This window comes from Citrifermentans bremense, assembly GCF_014218275.1.
Classification (GTDB): Bacteria; Desulfobacterota; Desulfuromonadia; order Geobacterales; family Geobacteraceae; genus Geomonas; species Geomonas pelophila.
On record NZ_AP023213.1, the window covers coordinates 2,028,586 to 2,050,970 of the forward strand.

General features: G+C 62.0%; 21 protein-coding genes, 1 other RNA gene and 1 pseudogene. 8 read left to right on the plus strand and 15 right to left on the minus strand.

What is annotated here, in order from left to right:
* Positions 1-107: 107 nt before the first annotated feature.
* The 3 genes from GEOBRER4_RS09015 to GEOBRER4_RS09025 are packed head-to-tail and all read right to left on the minus strand — an operon-like array spanning position 108 to position 2,786.
* Positions 108-740 carry an isochorismatase family protein gene (locus GEOBRER4_RS09015; RefSeq protein ID WP_185245114.1) on the minus strand — a complete coding sequence of 211 codons (633 nt, stop codon included), beginning with the start codon at positions 738-740 and terminating at the stop codon, positions 108-110.
* Positions 741-749: 9 nt separating this feature from the next.
* Positions 750-2,204, minus strand: coding sequence for a nicotinate phosphoribosyltransferase (locus GEOBRER4_RS09020; protein ID WP_185245115.1), 1,455 nt, complete (start codon positions 2,202-2,204; stop codon positions 750-752).
* Positions 2,205-2,222: 18 nt separating this feature from the next.
* Positions 2,223-2,786, minus strand: a complete 564-nt coding sequence (locus GEOBRER4_RS09025) for a tetratricopeptide repeat protein (RefSeq protein ID WP_185245116.1) — start codon at positions 2,784-2,786, stop codon at positions 2,223-2,225.
* A 260-nt stretch (positions 2,787-3,046) separates the two neighbouring features.
* On the opposite strand from GEOBRER4_RS09025, the gene GEOBRER4_RS09030 reads away from it, so the two are divergent.
* Together GEOBRER4_RS09030 and GEOBRER4_RS20060 are read left to right on the plus strand one after the other, a co-directional pair.
* Positions 3,047-3,892 carry an NAD-dependent epimerase/dehydratase family protein gene (locus tag GEOBRER4_RS09030; RefSeq protein WP_185245117.1) on the plus strand — a complete coding sequence of 282 codons (846 nt, stop codon included), beginning with the start codon at positions 3,047-3,049 and terminating at the stop codon, positions 3,890-3,892.
* Positions 3,893-4,116: 224 nt separating this feature from the next.
* A pseudogene (locus tag GEOBRER4_RS20060) lies at positions 4,117-4,518 on the plus strand (Hsp20/alpha crystallin family protein).
* Positions 4,519-5,034: 516 nt separating this feature from the next.
* Here GEOBRER4_RS20060 and ssrS read toward each other — a convergent pair.
* The 5 genes from ssrS to GEOBRER4_RS09055 form a co-directional block, all read right to left on the minus strand.
* A non-coding RNA gene (gene ssrS / locus GEOBRER4_RS20430) (6S RNA) lies at positions 5,035-5,223 on the minus strand.
* 319 nt (positions 5,224-5,542) lie between these two features.
* Positions 5,543-6,814 (minus strand): nickel-dependent hydrogenase large subunit, encoded by a 1,272-nt coding sequence (locus GEOBRER4_RS09040; protein ID WP_185245118.1) that lies wholly within the window; start codon positions 6,812-6,814, stop codon positions 5,543-5,545.
* Complete coding sequence (locus GEOBRER4_RS09045; RefSeq protein ID WP_185245119.1) at positions 6,798-7,553, minus strand: NADH-quinone oxidoreductase subunit B family protein; 756 nt, start codon at positions 7,551-7,553, stop codon at positions 6,798-6,800. The genes GEOBRER4_RS09040 and GEOBRER4_RS09045 overlap by 17 nt, the downstream gene beginning before the upstream one ends.
* Positions 7,550-8,401, minus strand: a complete 852-nt coding sequence (locus GEOBRER4_RS09050; protein WP_185245120.1) for an FAD/NAD(P)-binding protein — start codon at positions 8,399-8,401, stop codon at positions 7,550-7,552. Before GEOBRER4_RS09050 ends, GEOBRER4_RS09045 begins: the two co-directional genes overlap by 4 nt.
* A complete protein-coding gene (locus GEOBRER4_RS09055; RefSeq protein ID WP_185245121.1) occupies positions 8,398-9,375 on the minus strand; it encodes a 4Fe-4S dicluster domain-containing protein in 978 nt (325 codons plus the stop codon). Before GEOBRER4_RS09055 ends, GEOBRER4_RS09050 begins: the two co-directional genes overlap by 4 nt.
* Positions 9,376-9,517: 142 nt before the next feature.
* Here GEOBRER4_RS09055 and GEOBRER4_RS09060 point away from each other — a divergent pair, with 142 nt between their 5' ends.
* Positions 9,518-10,279 (plus strand): tyrosine-protein phosphatase, encoded by a 762-nt coding sequence (locus tag GEOBRER4_RS09060; protein ID WP_185245122.1) that lies wholly within the window; start codon positions 9,518-9,520, stop codon positions 10,277-10,279.
* Between the two features lie 102 nt (positions 10,280-10,381).
* Here the strand turns inward: GEOBRER4_RS09060 and mnmA are convergent, their stop codons facing one another.
* The 7 genes from mnmA to GEOBRER4_RS09095 all read right to left on the minus strand — a co-directional run bounded on the left by mnmA (position 10,382) and on the right by GEOBRER4_RS09095 (position 15,644).
* Positions 10,382-11,461 carry a tRNA 2-thiouridine(34) synthase MnmA gene (mnmA, locus tag GEOBRER4_RS09065; protein WP_185245123.1) on the minus strand — a complete coding sequence of 360 codons (1,080 nt, stop codon included), beginning with the start codon at positions 11,459-11,461 and terminating at the stop codon, positions 10,382-10,384.
* 98 nt (positions 11,462-11,559) lie between these two features.
* On the minus strand, positions 11,560-11,784 hold the full coding sequence (locus GEOBRER4_RS09070) for a sulfurtransferase TusA family protein (RefSeq protein ID WP_185245124.1): 225 nt from the start codon (positions 11,782-11,784) through the stop codon (positions 11,560-11,562).
* 54 nt (positions 11,785-11,838) lie between these two features.
* Entirely contained in the window at positions 11,839-12,786 is a 948-nt protein-coding gene (locus GEOBRER4_RS09075; protein ID WP_185245125.1) for a 4Fe-4S binding protein, read from the minus strand.
* A 128-nt stretch (positions 12,787-12,914) separates the two neighbouring features.
* Positions 12,915-13,313 (minus strand): M67 family metallopeptidase, encoded by a 399-nt coding sequence (locus tag GEOBRER4_RS09080; RefSeq protein ID WP_185245126.1) that lies wholly within the window; start codon positions 13,311-13,313, stop codon positions 12,915-12,917.
* Position 13,314: 1 nt separating this feature from the next.
* A complete protein-coding gene (locus tag GEOBRER4_RS09085; protein WP_185245127.1) occupies positions 13,315-14,127 on the minus strand; it encodes a HesA/MoeB/ThiF family protein in 813 nt (270 codons plus the stop codon).
* Positions 14,127-14,336 (minus strand): sulfur carrier protein ThiS, encoded by a 210-nt coding sequence (thiS, locus tag GEOBRER4_RS09090; protein WP_185245128.1) that lies wholly within the window; start codon positions 14,334-14,336, stop codon positions 14,127-14,129. Before thiS ends, GEOBRER4_RS09085 begins: the two co-directional genes overlap by 1 nt.
* 54 nt (positions 14,337-14,390) lie before the next feature.
* Entirely contained in the window at positions 14,391-15,644 is a 1,254-nt protein-coding gene (locus GEOBRER4_RS09095) for an O-acetylhomoserine aminocarboxypropyltransferase/cysteine synthase family protein (RefSeq protein ID WP_185245129.1), read from the minus strand.
* Positions 15,645-16,071: 427 nt separating this feature from the next.
* On the opposite strand from GEOBRER4_RS09095, the gene cysK reads away from it, so the two are divergent.
* The 5 genes from cysK (at position 16,072) to GEOBRER4_RS09120 (ending at position 22,368) form a co-directional block, all read left to right on the plus strand.
* Positions 16,072-17,025 carry a cysteine synthase A gene (gene cysK, locus GEOBRER4_RS09100; RefSeq protein ID WP_185245130.1) on the plus strand — a complete coding sequence of 318 codons (954 nt, stop codon included), beginning with the start codon at positions 16,072-16,074 and terminating at the stop codon, positions 17,023-17,025.
* A gap of 142 nt (positions 17,026-17,167) precedes the next feature.
* Positions 17,168-18,412: a Ni/Fe-hydrogenase cytochrome b subunit gene (gene hybB / locus GEOBRER4_RS09105; RefSeq protein WP_185245131.1), complete on the plus strand. Its 1,245-nt coding sequence runs from the start codon at positions 17,168-17,170 to the stop codon at positions 18,410-18,412.
* 84 nt (positions 18,413-18,496) lie between these two features.
* Positions 18,497-19,078: a thermonuclease family protein gene (locus tag GEOBRER4_RS09110; protein WP_185245132.1), complete on the plus strand. Its 582-nt coding sequence runs from the start codon at positions 18,497-18,499 to the stop codon at positions 19,076-19,078.
* A 453-nt stretch (positions 19,079-19,531) separates the two neighbouring features.
* Positions 19,532-20,680, plus strand: a complete 1,149-nt coding sequence (locus GEOBRER4_RS09115) for an iron-containing alcohol dehydrogenase (RefSeq protein ID WP_185245133.1) — start codon at positions 19,532-19,534, stop codon at positions 20,678-20,680.
* A gap of 29 nt (positions 20,681-20,709) precedes the next feature.
* Positions 20,710-22,368, plus strand: coding sequence for a GAF domain-containing sensor histidine kinase (locus GEOBRER4_RS09120; protein ID WP_185245134.1), 1,659 nt, complete (start codon positions 20,710-20,712; stop codon positions 22,366-22,368).
* Positions 22,369-22,385: the final 17 nt, after the last annotated feature.

The following is a 22,385-nucleotide window of genomic DNA, read 5'->3' on the forward strand; positions in this document are numbered from 1 at the left end:
CCGCGCTAGCAGTTTTTAATGTGCCGTAATCTAGCGCGTTTCTCATGACGTGTCAAAAAAAAATACCCCCGGCGTTCTGAATTTTGCCGAGGGTATATTTTTGTTTGCTATCCGCGTCCATGGCGCGGCGGTGGCGACCGGTCCCAGACCACGGCGGCGCCGATGGAGGCGAGGGTGGTGACGTCGGCGCCGGAGTGGACCATCTCCGCCACCGCCCGGTCCGAGTCCCCCGGCCTCAGGTCGACCCCGCCGATGGCGTCGGTGAGAAGGGTCACCGAGAACCCTGCTTTCAACGCCTCCAGTACCGTCTGTCGGACGCAGAAGTCGGTGGCGAGCCCTCCCACGTAGAGCCGGTCCAGCTCCATGCGCCGCAGCAGCATGATGAACGGGGTGCCGTTCTCGGTCACCCCCTGCATGGCGGAGTAACCGTCGTCCCAGGGCGCCATCCCCTTGGAGATGACGATGGTGTCGCCCGGGAGCATGAGGGCCGGGTGAAACTCCGAGCCCAGGGTCCCCTGGACGCAGTGGGCGGGCCACTCGCCGCCGTTTTCCTTGAAGTGCTTGCTCTTTTTCGGGTGCCAGTCGCGCGAGGCGAAGATCGGCGCGCTCCTTTGCTTGAAGAGATCCAGATAGCGGTTGAGCGCCTGGACCACCAGGTCGCCCTGGGGGACGGGAAGCGCACCGCCGGGACAGAAATCCACCTGGGCATCTACCACAAGAAGTGCTCCTCGGCGTTGCATGGTCGCCTCCTATGCCGTATCCCCGGCGTGCTGCTCGGTCGCATAACGGTCTTGAATCTGGGACATGAGTTTGAGCCGCAGGGTGTTCAGCCCCTGGCTGATGGAGACCTTGTAGAGGTGGGGATTGACCAGCCGGTGACACCCCTGCGGGAGCAGGGAAAGCTCCCGCGAAGCGAGGTCGGCGCAGGCGTCAAGTGTGGGGGAGGGGGCGCACCTGACCCCCTCGCGCATCACCATGCTTCTCACCTCCACGAGCCTCGCGTTTGCAGGGAGGCGGATATGCTGTAGCGGGTTGGCCGGGTCGAACACCCGGTCCCCTGGCTGCAGCTCCTCGTTATACAGGGTGATCACGTCCTGGATGAAGGAGCCGTCCGGGGATACCGCACGCAGCACTTTTTTCCGATCGGGAAGGGTGGCCTTGGCCAGGTCGCTGGTCAGCTTAAGCTTCGGTTCCTCCCCCATCCGGACCAGCTTGTAGACGCCGCCCAAAGCGCCTCCTCCCTCTCCTGCGCAGGTGGCGAGCCTGGTGCCTACGCCGTAGATGTCGATCCTCCCCCCTTCGCCGCGGATCGACTCGATCACGTACTCGTCGAGCTCGTTGGAGGCGACGATCTTCACCCCCGGAAACCCTGCGGCGTCGAAGGCGGCGCGGACCTTGCGCGACAGGTAAGCCAGGTCGCCGGAATCTATCCTCACTCCCACCATGTCGTGCCCTTTTTCCTTCAGCTCGCGGGCTACGATGAGCGCATTGGGGAGGCCGCTTTTCAGGGTGTCGTAGGTGTCGATCAGCAGGATGCATGAGTCGGGGAAGGTGCCGGCGTAGTGGCGGAAGGCGGTAAGTTCGTCGGGAAAGGCCATGATCCAGCTGTGCGCATGGGTACCCCGCACCGGGATGCCGTAGCACTTGCCGGCCATGACGTTACTGGTTGAGCGCACCCCACCTATGTAGGCGGCCCGCGCCTCGGAAAGCCCTCCGTCGGGACCCTGGGCCCGGCGCAGGCCGAATTCGAGGACGATGCCTCCGCTGGCGGCAAGCGTGATCCTCGCCCCCTTGGTGGCGACGAGAGTCTGGAAGTTGATTATGTTCAGGAGCGCCGTCTCGACGAACTGCGCCTCGGCGAGGCTTCCTTCCACGGTGAGGAGCGGTTCCCGGGCGAATACTACGCTCCCCTCCGGCGGTGCGGTGACGCTTCCCCGGAACCGGAAACCTTCCAGGTACGACAGGAACGCGGGACGGAAGATCTTGAGACCGTCCAGGTAGCTCAATTCCTCGTCGTTGAAACGGAGCTCCTCCAGGTAGCAGAGCGCGCTCTCCAGCCCGGCGAAGACTGCGTAGCTTCCGTGGAAGGGAGGGGTGCGGAAAAAGAGGTCGAATACGGCCGGTTGGTCCTGCATCCCCTGGTCCAGATAGCCGGCCAGCATGGTCAACTCGTAAAGATCGGTGAGAAGCGGCGAATAGCGCATGGGGTCCCTCCATTCAAGCTACTGAAACCCCTGTATTATAGCGTTTCTAAGTTTTTCTGCCAGTTCGGGGTCTACGATCTTTAGCGTGAGGTACTCGGCCTGCGCCTTTCCTGCCTGATCCAGAAAAAGATGCGCCAGACCCAGCTTGTAGAGGGCGTTGGCGTTGTCGGGCCAAAGCGCGAGCAGCGAGGTGTAGGCCTCTACCGCCTCCTGGTAGCGATCGGCCCGGAAACAGACCTCCCCCAGGTTGGAAAAGGCGAGGGCAAGCTTTGGGTCGAGAGCCGTGGACTTCTTCAGGGATTCGATGGCGCGCGGGTAGTCGCCAGTCAGGGCCTGTGCGGTTCCAAGGTTCAGCCAGGAGACTGAGTTGCCGGGAGAGAGGGCTATGCTCTTGCTGAAGGCCAGGGCGGCGTCTCCGTACCGCCCCTCGCTGTTCAGCAGCACCCCCGCCTCGAACCAGTCGTCCGCTTCCAGGTACTCCTCCTGGTCGATCGGCTCCCGCTGCGGCTTCGGTTGGAGATCTCCCGTGGTCAACCCTGCCATCAGGAGCAGCATGACGTAGGTCCCGGTCGCATGTTTCATCGCCGTCTCCTCCGCGAAAAGCTAAACCTTAACATGTTAAAATATTTTTAAAAGATACACGGGTAAGGAGGCAGGACGGTCAAACCGGGCAATTTTGCTGGCCATAGGGGAGTCTTTTCTGATAGATAGAGAGGGCCGACAGACAGTGATCAGCGATGGGCCGGGCCGGCGGATCTCCTCCCGGAACAGCACGGACAGCGTGATCTGTGGTGGCAAAGGTGCTGCTCATCGCTTTTTAAATTTGGAAAGGGGCTCGATACATGGAACATCTGCTGATAGTTGGATGCGGCGCCATCGGACGACGCGTCGCAGAGCTGGCGCTAGGGCGGGGTCTGAAGGTGTCCACCTTCAGAAGGAACGAGGAACAGGTAGCAGGTGCAGCGTCGTACCAGGGTAACCTGGACCAGCCGGAGACGCTTTTCGGGCTGCCGACGAAGGGGTCAGGGGTGATCTACCTCGCCCCACCTCCTGGGGGAGGCCACGAGGATACCAGGATGCGCAACTTCCTCGCCTCCATCCCCACGGGAGAGGAGCCGGAAAAGATCGTTTACATCTCGACCAGCGCGGTCTACGGCGATTGCGGCACGGCGACGGTCACAGAGGAGAGCGAGACGAACCCGCAGACGACCAGGGGCAAGCGCCGGCTGCACGCGGAGCGCCTGGTAACGGAGTGGGGGAGGGAGCGCCGGGTTCCCGTGGTGATCCTGAGGGTGACCGCCATCTACGCTGCCGACCGCCTCCCCGTCACCCAGCTCACCACAGGGCAGCCGGTGCTGCGCGAGGAGGAGTCCCTTCCCAGCAACAGGATCCATGCCGACGACCTCTCCCGCATCTGCCTTGCCGCGCTGGAAAAGGGAAAGGATGGCGCCGTGCTCAACGTGAGCGACGGCTGTTCCACCACCATGACCAGCTATTTCAACGCCGCGGCCGACCGGCTCGGGCTCCCGCGGCCGCGCCAGGTGACTATGGAGGAGGCCCGCCGGGTGATGACACCGCTGATGATCTCCTACTTCTCGGAGGGGCGGGTGGTGTCGAACCGCAAGATGCTTGACGAGCTGGGGATAGAGCTCCTCTACCCGGACCTTGAGTCGGGGCTCAAGGCGTAAAGGATCCCGCGGCGCTCCCGCTTGACTTTCTCAGTCGCAGAATTAAGGTTTTCTGATCTTAAAATCAACCTGGATCGGAGGACTGCGAAATGCTCGAAAAAGAACGGGATATTCTCAGACGGGACGAACGTCCGCAAAGCGAAAGACGGCAGTTGGAGCGGGAGAGCGAGAGGGGAGATCTGCAGGGGCGGCACTCGACCTCGCCGATGGCGCAGATGGAGCGGATGTTCGACGAGGTGTTCAAGAAGCCTTTCTTCTCACTCTGGTCGCAGCGCATGGCGGGGGGGGAGATGGAGGAGCTCTACCTGCCGGTGGACGTTTTCGAAGATGGCGACTCCGTGGTGGTCAAAGCCGAGATACCCGGCATCCGCAAGGAGGACATCGACGTGCAGCTCTCCCCGGACAGCATCACCATCTCCGGGAAGAAGAGCAAGGAGGAGCGGGTCGAGCAGAAGGACTTCTACCGGGTGTAGCGCTCCTACGGCTCTTTCATGAGGACCTGCCGGCTCCCGGTGGAAACCATCACCGACACGGCGCGCGCAAGCTTCAGGGATGGGGTTCTTGAGGTGCGGATACTGAAGAGCGAGGCGGCTACGCAGAGGGTCAAGAAACTGAACGTGGAATGACCCCACCTGGGAGGAAGGTAAAATGGCTGCGGCGAAAACCGCGGCCATTATTTTTGCCGCCTCCGATTTTAGCTGCTTAAAATTTAGGCAAAATGCCAGTTCGGGCCGATTACTCAGAGATTTATTTTCCCCGCCACGGCTTTTCCCACAGAGTTATCCACAGTTTTTGTGGAAGACTAGCCTCTGGAATTCTCCACTGAATATAACTAGTTGAATTGATGGGAGGAAGCGGGCCCCGCAGGGAGGCTTAAAAAGGGGGACGATGCGGGCGCGGATGCTGCCTGGCCCGCAAAAAAAGGCCACTGGTTCCGGGACCAGTGGCCTTTTCTTTTGCATTGGCGTTGAGACGGGACACTTTCTACCAATCCGTCAGTGGAACCTTCCCCGGTGATGCCGTGCGGTGTTGGCGACCGTGCGGTTGACCCGGTTGCGGTTCCCCTTTTTGAGGCGGGTGAGAGGCCGCCTGGCGGATGAGACAAGTCGCGTTCAGCGTTGCCCGAATAACGCCAATCTTGTTGGTGCTCCGGGATACCGTGGCGGGAAGTATTGAGTTACTGACCTCAGTCGCAACATCGCCCGGTGAGGCGCTTCAGGCTTCCCTCTGCTGTATGAGGGCTTGCTCACCACGTCCGGAACCGGGAACATTTTGATAAGGAAAGGTAGTCAGGGACCCAACGGGATGCGCTACGAGTATCCCAGAGCTGCTCGCAGTGAATGCGAAACTTGTGTGCAAGTCTATCAACGTCGTTATGAGTGTCAAGATAGAGATGAGATTAAATTCATCTGATATAACTATGCGATAAATAGTTATTTTCCCTTTTGGGCCATTCGGCTCAACCGCAAATCATTTCAAACGCTTTGGCTGCCAAAAGCCAGGTAGACAGCAGTCTATTACAGCTCATGGCACAGCTTCTGGTATGACAGTTGCGAGGCAATAAACGTTGCAATCAGGTTCATGAAGTCGCGGGGCCAACACTCAGTGCCAGTGTAGCCGACAGCCAAGCAAGTCGCGAAAGGGGTAGTCTCAGGCTTTGAGCACGTGCACGGAGCAGGAGATGCAGGGGTCGTAGCATCTTATCATCCGTTCCAGTGCCATGGTCATCTTTTCCGTATCTTCACCTTCCATCCCACGCGCCAGCGCCAGCAGATCGCGCGCCATGGCCCCCTGGTTCAACGCCGTCGGGGTGACCACGTCGGCGTAGGTGCAGATGCCGTCTGCATCGAAGCCGTAGCTGTGGATCAGTAGGCCGCGGGGCGCTTCGCAGGCGGCGCTGCCGCTACCCTGGCACGGCACAGGGGTCACGTTGCCGAGCGCGCCTGGTGCTTGGTCGAGGAGACGGTCGATGAGTTCGAGGGCGCGCTCGGCGGCGTCGCAGAGCTCTATGGCCTGGGCGAGGCTGTTGCCCCGTATGTCTTTGTCGAGGATCTCGTGCTTCACCTCATCGAATATGGCCTGGGCCTGCGTGCTCAGGCTGACTCCGAGGCAAAGCCTGGCGAGCGACCCCACCGTGGCCTCTTTTCCCATCACCTTCGAGTATTTCGCGTTGGAGTACGGGAGGACGCTCTCTTCCACCGCTTCGCGGTATGCGGCGACGGCAAAAGAATTCCCCCCGCCCATCCGGCACCGGGCCGAGGTTACCTGACCGTTTTCGCATGGCTCCAGCGCCAGCGCGTTCGGGGACGGGAGCTCCGGGAAAGGGAAGGGGGTGCGGAACAGCCGGTAGGCTTCGCGGCAGGCAGGAATCACCGACAACAGCTCCTGGCGCAGGCGCAGCAGCTCCTTTTTTCCCACCTGCAGGCCCAGGCCGCCGAGCCGTATGTTGACGGGGTGGATCAGGCGGCCGCCGACCGTCTCCTGGATCATGTTGCCGACCCTCTTGACGGCAAGCCCAGTTTTGAGGAGTTCGGGCGCCTTCTGGGCCAGCCCGGTCAACCCCGGCACCCCCAGGAGATCCGGAAGCAGCAGGCAGTAAAGGTGCAGCGCGTGGTCCTGGATCATCCCCCCCTGCATGATCAGCGCGCGGGTCAGGGCAGTCGCCTCGGAGACTTCGACGCCGAAGGCGTTCTCGACTGCCAGGAGCGCGGCCACCTTGTGCACGGTCGAGCAGAGGGAGCAGATGCGGCAGACGATCTCCGGCACCTCGAGGTAGCTCTTGCCGACCAGCAGCGCCTCGAAGAGCCTCGGCGAGTCGGTCAGGCAAAGCTCGACCCGCTCCACGCGCGACCCCTCGCGGTAGACCTTGACGCTGCCGTGCCCCTCCACCCGGGTCAGGTTCAACTCAACGACGCTGCCCATAGTTCCACTCCGGTCTGAATCGTCTCAACCTGCGCTCGACCTCGTCCCTGCCGAAGCCGCGTTCAAGCAAAAGTTCCAGCTCCTGCGCCACGTTCGCTTCGCGCACGGGCCCGCGGCAACCCTCGCAGACGATCCCCGTAGCCGGGCAGCGCGCGTGGCACCCCCCCCGGATGACGGGGCCGAGGCAAAGCTCCTTTCGCTCCAACAGCAGGCAGAGATTCTCCCTGCTGCGGCACTCGGTGCAGACCGGGTAGGTCGCTAGCGGGGGAAGCGTCCCGGACAAAAGGGCTGAGAGCAGGGCGATGACCTCGTGCTTTTCCGGCGGACAGCCGGTGATGGAGAAGTCGACGCTGACGAAGTTCTCGAGGGGGGCAGGTGCGAAGCTTTCCCCTTTCTTCTCCCCCTTTCCGTAGACCGCCGCGACCAGTTCTTCCCTGACCGAGACCACATTGTTCATCGCGGCGACCCCGCCGAAGATGGCGCAGGTGCCGAGCGCCACCAAGAGACGGCTGGAGTTTCTGAGCCGGAACAGGTTGGCAAGGTCATGCGGGGTCGAGACGGCCCCCTCCACGATGGCCGCGGCGAAGGGCTCACCACCCTCGACGCTTTCCGCCATAGGAAAGGAGACCAGCTCGAAACGGGCCGCGACCTCGGCCAGATCCTCCTCGCAGTTGAGAAGTGTCAGCTGGCACCCTGAGCAGGCGGTGAGCCCGGCTATGGCGAGCCTTGGGCGGTTCATAGCGCCTCCGGTATCTGTTTCAGGTCGCTCAGAGGGAAGACCGGCCCGTCCAGGCAGCAAAGTTTCTGCCCCAGCGCGCAGTGGCAGCAGCGCCCGATGCCGCAGCGCATCCTGCGCTCCAGGCTCAAAAGGATCCGCTGCGGCGCCACCCCGGCCGCCTCCAGGTCGGCCCCCAGGCAGCGGTAGAGCGCGGGGGGGCCGCATACCGCCGCGTAGCTGTTGGCGGCATCGAAACTGAACCCCCTCAAGAGGTCGGGGAGAAGCCCGACGGCGCAGGAGAAACCTCCACAGGGCTCTTGGGGCGCGAAGTCGACCGTCAGGTAGAGACGCAGCCCGCGGCGTGCTGCGAACTCGGCCAGTTCTTCTCGAAAGAGCATCAGCTTCGGCTGCTTGGCGCCGTACATCAGCGTGATCTCCCCGAAGCGGTCGCTGTTGCGCAGAAGGTGCATCAGCAGGGAGCGCAAGGGCGCGATGCCGAGCCCCCCTGCCAGGAGCAGTACCGGGTGCCCCTCCATTTCAGGGAGCGGAAACCCGGTGCCGAATGGGCCGCGAAGACCGAGCCGGGCTCCCTCCGGCGCCTGGTGCAGCGCTTGGGTCACGTGCCCCACACGGCGCACGCAAAGATCCACTGTGCCGTCTTTTTGTGGGAGGTCTGCGGGGGAGATGGGGATTTCGCCCGCCCCGGGAACGGAGAGCTGGACGAACTGCCCGGGTGTGAAGCTTGAGAGGAGGGGTAACGCCGCATCTTCCGGGGCGACAGTGAAGAGGGCTGTGTCCTCACTGAGGTCGAGCCGCCGTAAAAGCCGGGCTGCGAAGGGGGTGTCCGAATGATTCTCTCTGGCGGTCATGGCGTGCTCCGGCAGGCGGTGGGGGCATCCTGGAACAGCTCGCGCAGGTCGATGTGCACCGGGCAAAATTCCTTGCAGCGGCCGCAACCCACGCAGGAGGTCATGCCGGTCAGCGGCGTGAAGCCGCAGTACTTGTGCAGGAAGCGATAGCGCAGCCGCTCCAGGCGGGTGGCCCGGAAGTTCCCACCTGCCACTTCGCCGTGGGTTACGAAGAGGCAGTTGTCCCACTCGCGCACCCTGGTACCCCCACCGGAAAGAGAAGGGTATTCCCTCACGTCGAAGCAGTAGCAGGTGGGGCAGCAGACCGAACAGGCGCCGCAGGAAACGCAGGTTTCCTCGAATTTGTGCCAAAGCGGATGGTCGGAAAAACGCAGCTGCGGGTCCTGCGGGAGAACGTTGCACGACCCGCACGGTGCCGGCTCCATCTCCTCAGCCGTTTCGGCCATAAACTCCGCCGCAGCTGCGCTTATCGCCTCTCCCTTTGCGCTGTGTGCGCTGAGGCTATAGCCATCTTCTTTTGCCTGCAGGAAAAGGTCGCAGGCCGCACTTGCGCGCGGACCTGAGCAGAAACAGAAATCGTCCGGCTGGCAGGAGATGCCGATTAGGGTAACGCTTGCGCGCCGGGCCGAGTAGCAGGGGTCCGGCTGCTCGTTGAGAAAAACCTGGTCCAGATACGCGATCCCGTCCAAATCGCAGGGATGAACGCCGAAAAGGACGGTCTCGGAGCCGTGCGTGATCGCCTGCCGGTAACTTCCCTTTTGGTATTGCAGGAGCTCTTCCCTGAATGGAAAGAGGTATTTCTTGGGCGGGATCTGGGTTCTCGAGTAGTTAAGCTGCAGCTCCGAGGTTGAGGCGAGAGGCGCAAAGCAGAGGACGCCGTGCTCGTTGAGCATAGGTCCATGCAGTTCGCCGAAGGCGCGAAGGAGTTCCAGGAAGTGAGGCAAATGTGTGTTTTTTAACGTTGTTTTTGCCAATTTTCCCTCCGGACCGACAAAGCACTATTCTACCGGGGAGGCGGCGGATGGCAAGCGGCGGGAGAAGGGAGAGGGGTGGGGAAAAAGGCAGAGCCTGTAAGAATTTTTGACTTGGAACTACTTAGATGTTAGAGAGATGTACATGAAAGAGATGATCGACTACCACTGCCACCTGCTTCCCGCCCTCGACGACGGAGCCACTGACCTCGACGAGTCCCTGAATATGGCCCGCATCCTCCACCAGTTCGGCTTTTCCACCGTTTACTGCACCCCACATCTGATCAGTGGCTGCTACGAGAACGACCCGCCGCGGGTGGGGCGCGCCACGCAGATCCTGCAATGCCTGCTGAACGAAGCCGGCATCCCGCTGAAGCTTATGCCCGGGTGCGAGCACTATCTGGACGAGTCCCTCCCCGGGCGGCTCAGCGGCGCCTTCACCATCGGAGCGGAGAAAAGAATCCTCGTGGAAGTCCCGTTCCGGTCCGGCCCGGAACTGTTGCGCCCGATGGTCGACGCCTTTACCCGACTGGGCCTGAGACCGCTCATAGCCCATCCCGAAAGGTGCCGCGCCTTCGAGCCCGCAGTCGCGGAGCACGGTTTGCGCGGAGCTCTCTCCGTCATGCTTGGACGTCAACCTGCAGTGGATTTCGAGGAGTGGGAGGTGGCCGCGATGCTGCAGTGTGGTTGCCTGTTCCAGGGGAACCTGGGTAGCTTTGCCGGGTTTTACGGCAGCGAGATCAGGGAGCGGGCGCTGCTGTTCCTGCGCCACGGCGTCTATGCCTGCATCGGAAGCGATGCCCACAGTTCTGCGAACCTGCAGCGGATGCTCGATGCCGGTTTTGCCGCCGTCGCATCCGAAGTAGGAACAGATGCCGCGTGGGGACTTTTCAGGGCTGTCCTTTAGTCCAGCCGGCTCGGCGCTTCGGCCCATCTCTCCCACACAGTAAAAGAGCCCCTGCTGCCAGGGGCTCTTTCTTTTTTCACGGCCAGTTTCTCCCCCAGCTGACTACTCTATCCAGCCGCCGCCGATGACTTTCTCGCCCTGGTACAGGACGACCGCCTGCCCCGGGGTTACGGCGCGCTGCGGGGTTTCGAAATCCACCTGCATGCGTCCATTTTCGAGGAGCCGGGCCGAGCAGGGGACTGGCTTCATCCGGTAGCGGATGCTGCAGCTGCCATGAAATGTGCCGCTTATCGGCTTGTCCGTCCAGGTGAGCTCGCCGGCGACGAGGCCAGCGGTCTTCAATTCTTCCTCCGAACCCACGACGACCTGTGAGCTTGCGCCGTCTACCGCGGTGACGTAGAGGGGCTCCTTCCAGGCGATCCCCAGGCCGCGTCTTTGCCCTATGGTGTACTTGTGGATGCCGCTGTGGCTTCCGAGCCTGTTGCCGCTTCGGTCCACGATGTCGCCCTCCTTGGGCGTCACTCCGGATTCTTCCAGGAACCTGACGTAGTCGTTGTCGGGGATGAAGCAGATCTCCTGGCTTTCCTGCTTTTGGGCCACCGGAAGGTTGAACCGGGCCGCGTGCTCCCGTACCACGCGCTTCTCCAGGTTACCTACCGGGAAGATGATGCGGGAGAGCTGCTCCTGGTTCATCCCGAACAGGAAGTAGCTCTGGTCCTTGCCGGGGTCGAGCCCCTTGAGCAGGCGGTAGATCCCTTCGCCGTCCCTTTCGATGCGTGCGTAGTGTCCGGTGGCGAGGAGATCCGCGCCAAAGGAGGCGGCCATCTCCAAAAGCAGGCCGAACTTGATCCTTTCGTTGCAGCGGGCGCAGGGGTTGGGGGTCCTGCCCGCGGCGTACTCGGCTGTGAAGTTGTCGATCACCAGCTCCTTGAAACGCTCCCTCAGGTCGATGACCTCGAACGGGATGCCGAGCCTCTTGGCTACCCTCGCCGCGTCCATGACGTCGGTGAGCGAGCAGCAGGTTTTCCCGCCGCTCGGGGTCGATTCAGGGCGCTCGTAAAGCTGCAAAGAGACCCCCATGACGTCGTGCCCCTGTTCCTTCAAGAGGGCGGCGGTAACCGATGAATCGACCCCGCCGCTCATCGCCACCAATATCCGTTTTTTCCTTTCCTTGTCGCTCATCCTTTAAAGCTTCTCCCGAGCTGCAGCTGGATAACCAGCTGCGATAATTGCTCCCCCCTCATCCCCTTCGAATCTGTTCAGTTGCCGTTTCCTTAAATTCAGTCGTCGCCTTTTTCGAGGGTCAGGACGTAGTAGCCGTCCACCTCTTTGAGCCCGAGGAGCTTGTGCCCCTCGTCCTTGAGGCTGCGGGGGACGTTTTTGACCGGCTCGCCATCGTCCAGGAGAAACTCCACAGTGGTGCCGGTTTCGATGTCTTCCAGCTCCAGCTTGGCCTTCACGAAATTGGTGGGGCAGGAGACGCCGCGTAAATCTATGGTTTCCATTTTCTCTCCTTCAAAAGTCCAAAACGCGTCCCGGGCGGGGGAGCAGGATACCGCTTACCAGGGCTTGCCCAGCGGCAGTTGGGTGTTGATGATCTGCGGGTCAAGGGTGCTTGCCACCACGACCTCGGGGAAACCTTGGCGCAGGTGGTCGAGAAGCGACCGGTTTCCTTCGCGCAGGATGATATCGCCGATGCGGACCCTTCCCGCACCTTCGGCTTTTTCCTGGTACCAGGCAAGGACCGACCCGATGAAGTCGACCACCCGCTCCTCGGGGAGGAAGGTGGCGTACACCGTTCCGACCAGCGGGCGCCGTCCCCACTTGCCGCCGATGCGCGCGGTATACCCTTTCTTTTCCGTCTTCCAGGCGTTGGTCGGGCAGACCTTGATGCAGTCGCCGCAGTAGATGCATTTGGCGTCGTCGAAGACAGGCTTGTCATCGGCGCCCATGCTGAGCGCCCCCTCGGTGCAGGACTTGGCGCAGAGGCCGCAGCCGATGCAGTCCGAGGCGTCGAGCGCAGGCCAGACGGCCCCCTGGAGGCCGACGTCGTTGGTGGCGGATTTGGGGCAGTCGAAGGGGCAGCCCGCGAAGCCGACCTTGAACTTGTGATGCCCTGTGGCGGTGCCGAAGAGCTTCTCGTCGACCTCCAGCGCCGATTTCTGGGTGTCGACCAGGCCGTTTGGGTTGTACTCGCAGCCGCCGCAGGCGGTGGGGACCCGGACCCGCGCGCCGCAGGAGGCGACCTTCTGCTGCTCTTCGCCAAGCTCGGCCACCACCGCGTCGAAATCGGTGAATTTGATGTTGATCAGCTCGATGGACTGGCGCACCGAGAGGTGGACGTACCCCTTGCCGTATTTCTGCGCCACGTTGGCGATCTTCGCCAGACGGTCCACCGACATCCTGCCGCCGGGGACGCGCAGCCGCACGGTGAACATGTCTTTGCCGCGCTCCTTGATGAAGCCGCCGGCCTTGAGGTTCTTCAGGTCTATTTTCTGGTCTGCCACGAGTCTCTCCTAAATTTCAAAGCAATGCCTGAACTAGCGCGAGGTAACAGCGGGGAACCACAGCTTTTTCTCTGTGACCGCAACTGTTTTTCCCCCGGGACCTCTGTGTTCCGCTTTGGCTTGTGTTTTTAAATCACCGACAGCTCCACCGGCTCGACCACGCCTGCCTCGATCCGGAACGCCCTGGCGACCGGCTTATCCCGCTCTTGAAGCGACACGATCAGGTGGTGCACGTTGGGGGTCAATGCCAGCCTGATGTCCTCCTGGGAGGGGCGGGCGGGGGACTCGGGGTGTGAGTGGTAGATCACCAGCATCTCCTCCCCGCTAGCCCGCAGCGCCTTGACCACGGCAAACTGCTCCTTCGGGTCCATCATGAAGTGGTCGTTGCTGGCGTCGGTGTTGGTCATCGGGTAGTGGCTCGCCACGACCTTCCCGCTGCCGCCCAGGATGCCGCAGACTTCCAGCGGAAAGCCGCCCTGCGCGTGGCTCACCACCGCATCGAGTATCTCCTTGGGGATCTCGACCATGTCAGTGCCCCAGGTCGCAGACGGTCATCGCGTCCAGCTCGTCCTTCAGTTCGGTGATGGTCGGGTGGTCGCCGCAGATCGGGCACCTGGCGTTCTTCTTCACCGGAACCTCCCTGAAGCGCATCCTGAGCGCGTTGTAGGTGAGCAAGCGCCCGGTCAGAAGGTCGCCGGCTCCCAAAAGGTACTTGATCGCCTCGGTCGCCTGGAGGGTGCCGAGGACGCCGGGAAGGACCCCGATGACGCCTGCCCGCGAGCAGGTAGGTATCACGTCCTTCGGCGGGGGCTCCGGGAAGATGCAGCGGTAGCAGGGGGATTCCCCAGGTTTTACCGTCATTGTCTGCCCGTCGAATTGCAGGATGCCCCCGTGGGAGTAGGGCTTGCCGGCGAGGACGCAGGCATCGTTGATGAGGAACTTGGCCGCGAAGTTGTCGGTGCCGTCGATGACGAAGTCGTAGTCGGCGATCATGCCGGCGATGTTTTCTGCGGAAACCCAGGTCTGGTAGGTGTTCACCGTGAGCTCCGGGTTTATCGCCAGCATCGTTTCCTTGGCCGAGAGCACCTTTGCCTTGCCGAGATCCGGCGTGGTGTGGATGACCTGGCGCTGCAGGTTGGAGAGGTCCACCTCGTCGGCGTCCGCGATGCCGATGGTGCCCACGCCGGCCGCCGCCAGATACAGTGCGATCGGGGAACCGAGGCCGCCGGCCCCGATGATCAGCACGCGCCCCTCAAGCAGCTTCTTCTGCCCCTTCCCCCCGACTTCCTTCAAAAGGATGTGCCGGGAATAGCGGGTGATCTGTTCTTCGCTGAGCTTCACTATCTACCTCCACCCATGAAATAGAGAAATTCCACGTTGTCGCCATCCTTGACCGTTGCGTCGAAGTCGCCGCGGTCGAGGATGGCGCCGTTCAGCTCGACGGTGACGTATTCGCGCTGCTCCACCTGGAGAAGTTCAAGCAGTTGGCTGACCGGGACCGGGTTTTCTTCTGCGATGTTGGCTGGTTTGCCGTTGACTGTAAGGTTCATTAAGAACACTCCTTTTAGTATCATAGATGATTGGTAAAGAACAGAGGCTTTCCCTCAGGCAGTTTCCAGCGCGGCCGCGAAATCCTCGAGGATGTCCTCTATGTCCTCGATCCCCACCGAGACCCGGACCTGCTCCTCGCTTACTCCCATGAGCGCCTTGACCTCCGGGGTGTAGTCGGCGCAGATGGTGCTCGCCGGATGGATCACCAGGGTCTTCGTGTCACCGATGTTGGCGAGGTTGCTGGCCAGCCGCAGGTTGTTGATGACGCGGAAGGCGGTGGCCCTGTCCGCAAGCCCGAAGGTCAGAAGCCCGCCGAACCGGCCGGCGAACTGGCGCTTCGCCACCTCGTGGAAGGGGGAATCCTCGAGGCCGGGGTAGTTGACCCAGGCGACCTTTTCATGCGCCTGAAGGAACCGGGCCACTTCCATCGCGTTGCAGCAGTGCCGTTCCATGCGCAGGGCCAGCGTCTCCAGCCCCTCGCCCGAAAGGAATGAGTTGAGCGGCGCGGCGCAGGCGCCGAAATCCTTGTGGATCAGCTTGCGGACCCGTGCCGTGAAGGCGAAGGAGCGGTATTTGCGGTGAAACTGCTCGAAGTGCGGGAACTTCGGGTTCTGCCAGTTGAAGCTGCCGGCGTCTATGATGGCGCCGCCTATGGAGTTGGCGGTCCCGTTGATGTACTTGCTGGTGGAGTGGACGATGATGTCAGCCCCAAGGTCCTTCGAGCGCGCGAGGTACGGTGTGGAGACGGTGGCGTCTACCATGAGCGGGATGCCGTGCTTTTTCGCTACGGCTGCGAACGAAGCGATGTCGGGGACGTCCATCTTCGGGTTGCCGATGGTTTCCACGAAGATGAGCCGGGTTTTGTCGTTGACGCCGTCTTCGACCGCGGCCAAGTCGACGGGATCGACGAAGCGCGTGCAGATCCCGAAGTTGGCCAGCGTGTCATGGAAGAGCGAATAGGTGCCGCCGAAAAGGGATGAGGAGGAGAGGACCTCGTCGCCGCTTCTCACCACGGCCATGACCGCGGTGGTAATCGCCGCCATGCCCGAAGCGGTGACGATGGCTGCGATGCCTTCCTCCACCGCGGCAAGCCTCTTTTCCAACGTCTCCAGAGTGGGGTTGCCGATCCTGGTGTACACCTGCCCTATGGCTCTCCCCCTGAAGATGTCCTCCAGTTCTTCCGCCGTGTCGTAGGCGAAGGCGGATGCCTGGACTATGGGGGTCTTGGTGGCGCCGTAAGGCCCGGGCGAGGTCCCGCCGTGGATCAGTTTGGTGTTGAATCTCAGCCTTTTCTCTTTCTCTTTCAAAACCCCTCCCGATTCCATCTATAAATGCCGCTGCCGCTCTCTTGCCTGATCTGCAGCGGCCCCCCCGGCGGGTACTGTAGCACTTTTGGGTGGAACAGTAACGGGGCAGAGGGTAATATTTGATACTTTGCTTGTCAAGAATATTTTTTATTTTATACAGTGATTAAGTGGTGAATGCAATGCACGGCATCCGGCCGAATTGGTCTCCTTTTCGGCGCGCCTGGCTCCGCCAGGGCCGTTTAATGGTGCGATATCCGGCCCTCTGCTCCAGCACGGCGCCGCTTTTAGCTTTAAACAAAGCCGTGTGGTCAAGAACAGGTAAAAAATAGTTGACAGCGTTGCAGGATAAATATAAAAATACGAACCATGTCAGCATCCAGCGCCTGAGTTTGAGGCGTTGCGCAATCAACCCAAAGGAGAACCTGCCATGTCCCGTATCTACCTAGACAACTCCCAGTCCATCGGCAACACGCCGCTCGTGCGGCTGAACCATGTAACCAAGGGGGCCAAGGCGACCGTGCTCGCCAAGGTCGAGGGGCGCAACCCCGCCTACTCGGTGAAGTGCCGCATCGGCGCCAACATGATCTGGGATGCGGAGGAGCGTGGCGTGTTGAAGCCTGGGGTGGAGATCGTCGAGCCTACCAGCGGCAACACCGGCATCGCGCTTGCCTACGTGGCTGCGGCCCGCGGCTACAAGCTGACCCTCACCATGCCCGAGACCATGAGCATCGAACGCCGCAGGGTGCTGGCCGCTTTGGGGGCTAACCTGATCCTCACCCCCGGTTCCGCCGGGATGAAGGGGGCGGTTGCCAAGGCGGAGGAGATCGCCGCTTCCGATCCGGCGCGCTACTTCCTGCCGCAGCAGTTCAAGAACCCGGCGAACCCCGCCATTCACGAGAAGACCACCGGCCCCGAGATCTGGGCCGACACCGACGGCGCCGTCGACGTGATCGTTGCCGGCGTAGGGACCGGCGGGACCATTTCCGGGATCTCCCGCTACCTCAAACACACCAAGGGGAAGCAGGTCGTCTCGGTGGCGGTCGAGCCCAAGGAGAGCGCGGTGATCTCCCAGAAGCTTGCCGGGCAGGAGTTGAAGCCCGGCCCGCACAAGATCCAGGGTATCGGCGCCGGTTTCATCCCCGAAACCCTTGATCTTTCGGTCATCGACCGGGTCGAGCAGGTCGACAGCAACGAGGCCCTCGAGTTCGCCAAGCGCCTCACCAAGGAAGAGGGGCTTTTGGTCGGCATCTCCAGCGGCGCCGCCGTTGCGGCCGCCGTTCGCCTGGCCAACCTGCAGGAGTTCGCCGGCAAGACCATCGTCGTGGTGCTTCCCGACCTCGCCGAGCGCTATCTCTCCACCGCGCTCTTCGAAGAATCCTAAACTTTCACTGGTTTCTACGCTATAGAGGCCCCGGGTTCGCCCGGGGCTTTCTTTGTTTCCGCGCCTTTTCCCGCCGGGGGTTGACACCCCGCACGCTCTACCCGTACACTGCACCCCTGTTTCTCATCCTGCTGGGGGATCCATGAGCACCGACAGCCTGAGATCGGACCCGGCAAGGGGCCCGCTCCTCACCAACTCCTTTTTCGTCCTTTTGTTTCTGTCGCTTGCGGGCCTTTTCTTCGTCGGGGTCCGCTTCGTCAAAGGTATCGGCGCCGTCTCCAACCTGAGCGACGGCTACCCTTGGGGGATCTGGGTGGCCTACGACGTGGCCATCGGCACCGCTGTCACCTGCGGCGGCTTCGCCGTCGCCCTGTTGAGCTACATCATGCACCGCGGCGAGTACCACTCGCTGGTGAAGTCAGCCATCCTCACCAGCCTCTTCGGCGCCTTCCTTGCCGCCTCCTCCATCGTGGTGGAGATCGGCCGCCCCTGGAACGCGCATGGGGTCTTCGGCCCGACCAGCTGGCAGCCTAGCTCCGCCTTCTTCGAACTCGCCCTTTGTGCCGCGGGGTACCTCGTGGCCGAGGTGATCGAATACCTTCCCGCCATCGTCCCGGTCCTTGGGCGCGGCAACCCGACCTCGCTGCGGACGCTGCTGTTCAATTTCCTGGAGGCGCGCGGGATGGTGCAGGTCTTGCCGGAAAAGGGGGGCGCTCCCACCGCGCTTCTGCGCAGAAGGATCAACCAGCTCCTCATCCTCATCGCGCTGGCGGGGATCGTGCTCCCCACCATGCACCAATCGGCTCTCGGCTCCTTGATGCTCATCGCGCAGACGAAGCTGCACCCTTTGTGGCACGGCCCCTTTTTGCCGCTGCTTTTCCTGATCAACTGCATCTACATCGGCTACGCCATCGTGATCTTCGAGTCGATCCTCGCCTGCTTCGCCCAGGGGCGCCCCTTCAGAAGCGGCGAGCTGGCCTCGGCTGCTGCCCTCATCCCCTGGCTCAGCGCAGCCTGGCTCGTGGTGAGGCTTTGGGACCTGGTGCACCGCGACCAGATAGAGGCGGTGTTCCATGGGGATTTCTACTCCATCTTCTTCCTGGCCGAGTGCTTCTTGATGACCATCGGCTCCGCGCCGCTTTTCAACCGCGACAAGCGCCGATCACCCCGCCGGCTTTTCATCTCGGCGAGCATGATGCTCCTGGGCGGGGGACTCTACCGCTTCAACGTCTACCTGATCGGTTTCAACCCGGGGAGCGGCTGGCATTACTTCCCGTCTTTCGCCGAAGTGACCATCTCCGCCGGGATCGTCTCGCTGGAGATACTCGCCTACCAGGTGCTCATAAAGCTCCTCCCTCCCATTCCCGAAGAGTCCGCTGGGTATTGAAGATTGCTTTGCGGGAGCAGTTTTGTTAACATGGCGCCCCGGACCGCACCCCTGACGCCGTGGCGCCGAGAAAGGAGAGGCTTTTTGAGAATCGCCTGCAGCATCATAGCCCTTTGCTCTTACTGCCTGTTTTTTCTGGCCCTGCCGGTACAAGCTCAGCCCGCTTCACCTCATCATGTAAGCGTCCTCGAAGGTCTCGTGGTCGGAGTCGCCGAGGGTGACCGGATCACGGTCAATTCCTTCGGCACCGAGATCCCGGTCCGCCTCTACGGGGTCGCCGCGCCCCAGATCGCCAAGGTGGACAAGTTCACCGGCTGGTACAAGCCTGGGCAGCCTTACGCCGAGGATGCCTTCCGGGCCCTGTCCATCAAGGTCCTGCACCAGCAGGTAAAGGTGGAGATCCGCACCACGCTTCTTTCCAAGAGTGAATCGGCGCAGATCGCCTTCGCCGTGGTTTACCTCGACGGGCGCAACATAAACCTGGAGATGCTGAACGAAGGGTGGGCCTGGGCGGACCGCATGATCCTGAGCAGGAACGACCATCCCCGCTACCTGACTACGGAACGGATCGCCCGCAGCAAAAAACGCGGGCTCTGGGCCCAGGAAAACCCGCAGCCCCCCTGGAATTTCAAGCCGCAGATAAAGATCCGGGCCAAGCAGAACTGACCTTCCCCCTCCACGCACGATTCCCCTGCAATTCGATGCCATGTTTACAGCTGAATAGAATGCGGCCGCCCCGCTGAGAAAAAACGCCGCCTGGAAAAGCCGCTCGTCTCGAAGCGGCTGCGCCGGTCACGGAAAAACGGGCGCTTACCGAGGCACCCTGCCGTCCCGGCGCATTTTCTCTGTTCCAATTTGATACGGTTATCTGTTACATTTGGTGACAGTTGTGCCGAAACGGAACATCTGTTGTCCGGTGCCGGCATGTGGGAAAGGAAGCCCGGGCCGGTACTTCTGCCGATGGTATAAAGCTGTCTCAACATATTGTATTCAACCCATTACCGCTGCTCTTCATTAAAATATGGCCGCGGCGTCGTCCGGATGCCGTTCATTGGTACCGATCTTGCCTGATGTAAACAAAGTCATTGCCGGCGCAGCGCCGGTTTAGGGAGTTGATGAATGGAAATCAGCAAGTTTGTGGCGCCTGAAATCATCTTCGGGCGGGGCTCTTTGAGCCAGATCGGCGAGAGCGTGGTGCGCCTGGGCGTTTCCAAGGTGTTCATGGTCTCCGACGAAGACGTGATCCGGGCGGGGTGGGTGGACCAGTCCGTCGACTACCTGCGCGCCGCAGGGCTGGAGACGGTGATCTTTTCCAGCCTCACCACCAACCCCAAGGACCGCGAGGTCACCGAGGGGGCTGCCAAGTACCTAGCCTCGGGATGCGACGGCATCGTTTCCGTCGGTGGGGGGAGCCCGACCGACGTCGCCAAGGCGATCGCCATCATCGCCTCCAACGGCGGCAGGCTTCAGGACTACGAGGGGGTGAACAAGATCAGCGTGCCGCTTCCCCCCATGGTGATCGTCCCGAGCACCGCAGGCGCCGGCTCAGAGGTGAGCCAGTTCGCCATCATCGTCGACACCGACAGGAAGCTCAAGATGTCCATCATCTCCCGGTCGCTCATACCCGACATCGCCATCGTGGACCCGGAGCTCTTGAAGACCAAGGACGCGAAACTGGCCGCCGCCACAGGGGTCGACGCGCTCACCCACGGCATCGAGTCCTACGTGTCGCTCGCCGCCACCCTTTTGACCGATATCCATGCGCTCAAGGCGATCCAGCTCATCTCGCAAAACCTCAGGCGTGCGGTAGCCGAGCGCAGCGACATGGACGCCAACACCAACATGGCCATGGCGAGCCTCACCGCGGGGCTAGCCTTCTCCAACGCCATCCTGGGCGCGGCCCACGCCATGACGCATCAGGTGGACGGCCTGCTGGACCAGCACCACGGCGAGACCAACGCCTCGATCCTGCCGCACGTGATGCGCTTCAACCTCATGGCTTGCCCTGAGCGCTTCCGGGACATAGCCGTCGCCATGGGGGAGGATGTTGCCGGGCTCGACCTCATGGCCGCGGCCGAGCGCTCCATCGCCGCGGTGAAGGCGCTCATCGCCGACATCGGGCTCGCCCAGGGGCTCTCGGAGCTGGGACTCAGGGAGGAGTTCATCCCGCTTCTGAGCGAAAACGCCACCAAGGATGCCTGCCTGCTCACCAACCCGCGCAGCGCCACCAGGGAGCAGATCGAGGAGATCTACCGCAACGCGATGTGAATGCGGCCGGCGCCGCGAAGGAAGAGAAAGTGAAGAACAGGGGCAAACTGCTGGAGCAGTTGACGGGGGTCGATTCCTCCAAGCTCAACTACTACGTCGAGCTCAAAAAGAGGAACCAGGACGTGCTGAAGCAAAACAGCCGCCTGGAGATCCTGCAGCAGCTCACGCGCGACATGAACATCGACATGTCCATCGGGGACATCATCGAGAGGGCTTTCAAAAAGCTCCCCGAGGCGCTTCCCTGCGACTTTCTGGGGCTGGCCAAGCTGAGCGAGGGGAAGCTGAAGCTGATCGCCGTCGCCCCCAGGGAGTTTTCCACCCTCGGTTTCATCCCCAAGCAGTCCGTCCTCTGGGACGCGTTCCGCGACAAGGGGGCGACGAGCTACAAGCCAGCCGACGACCCCCTTTGCTTCGCCCAGATCGCGGCCGAACATCCCCTTACCCTGCGCTCGCTTGCCGCGGCCCCGCTTTTCGAGCGCTCCTCGGTCAACGGCCTGTTGCTCTTGGGGAGCACGCTCGACAGCGCCTACGAAGGGGCGGAGCTGAACTTCGTGCAGCACCTGGCCGACCAGCTCGCCATCAGCATGCAGAACGCGCGGCTCTACAAGCAGGTGTCCCGCGCCAAGAAGGAGTGGGAGGCGACCTTCAAGGCGGTCACCGATCCGATCTTCCTGGTCGACACCGACTACAACGTGCTGCTGCATAACGACCGACTTCCCCCCGGTATGGCGGAGATCTGGAACAGCTCCATCAGCAAGAAGTGCTTCGCGAGGATGCGCGGCGAGAAGGAGCCCTGCCGCAACTGCCCCATAGAGGAGATCAAGGAGACCGGCAACCCCGTCTTCCAGCAGTGGAACACCCCGCAGGGGGAGTGCCTGGAGATGTCCTACTACCCGGTCTTCAACGAGGAGAAACAGCTCTCCGCCGTGACCATCATCATGAAGGACGTCACCAAGAAGCTGAAGATGGAGGCCCAGCTGGTGCAGTCGGCCAAGATGGTGGCGCTGGGGGTGATGGCGGCCGGGGTGGCGCACGAGCTTAACAGCCCGATGACGGTCATCATCGGCACGGCGCAGATGCTCGCCAGGGAGATGCAGCAAGGCGGCGATCCCGAGGGGGCCGAGGCCTTGTCGGACATCATCAACTGCGGCCTGCGCTGCAAGAGGATCATCCAGAACCTACTCACCTTCTCGCGCCAGGACCAGGTGCCGGTCACCTCCATCGACCTGAACGCCGAGGTGGAGCGGGTGCTGGACATGATCCAGTACCAGATCAACCGGAACCAGATCGCCATCTTCGAGCATTTCGACCGCGACATACCGATGATGAACGCAAACGGGCCGCAGATCCAGCAGGTGCTGACCAACTTCCTGATCAACGCGCGCGACGCGCTGACGGACGTGGAAGGAAAGGAGAAGGTGATCGAGGTCTCCACGGCGCTGCGCGTCGAGGGGGAGCGGCGCTTTGCCGTGCTGAGCGTCGCCGACAACGGCGTCGGCATCGCCAAGGAGAACCTCTCCAAGATATTCACCCCTTTCTACACCAGCAAGGAAGCCTCCAAGGGGACCGGGCTGGGGCTCTCGGTGAGCCTCGGCATAGCTGAATCGCACAACGGCCGCATCGAGGTCGACACCGAGCTCGGGCAGGGGAGCTGTTTCAGCCTGATCCTCCCCATCGACCAGCCGTAAAGAGTTACACATATATG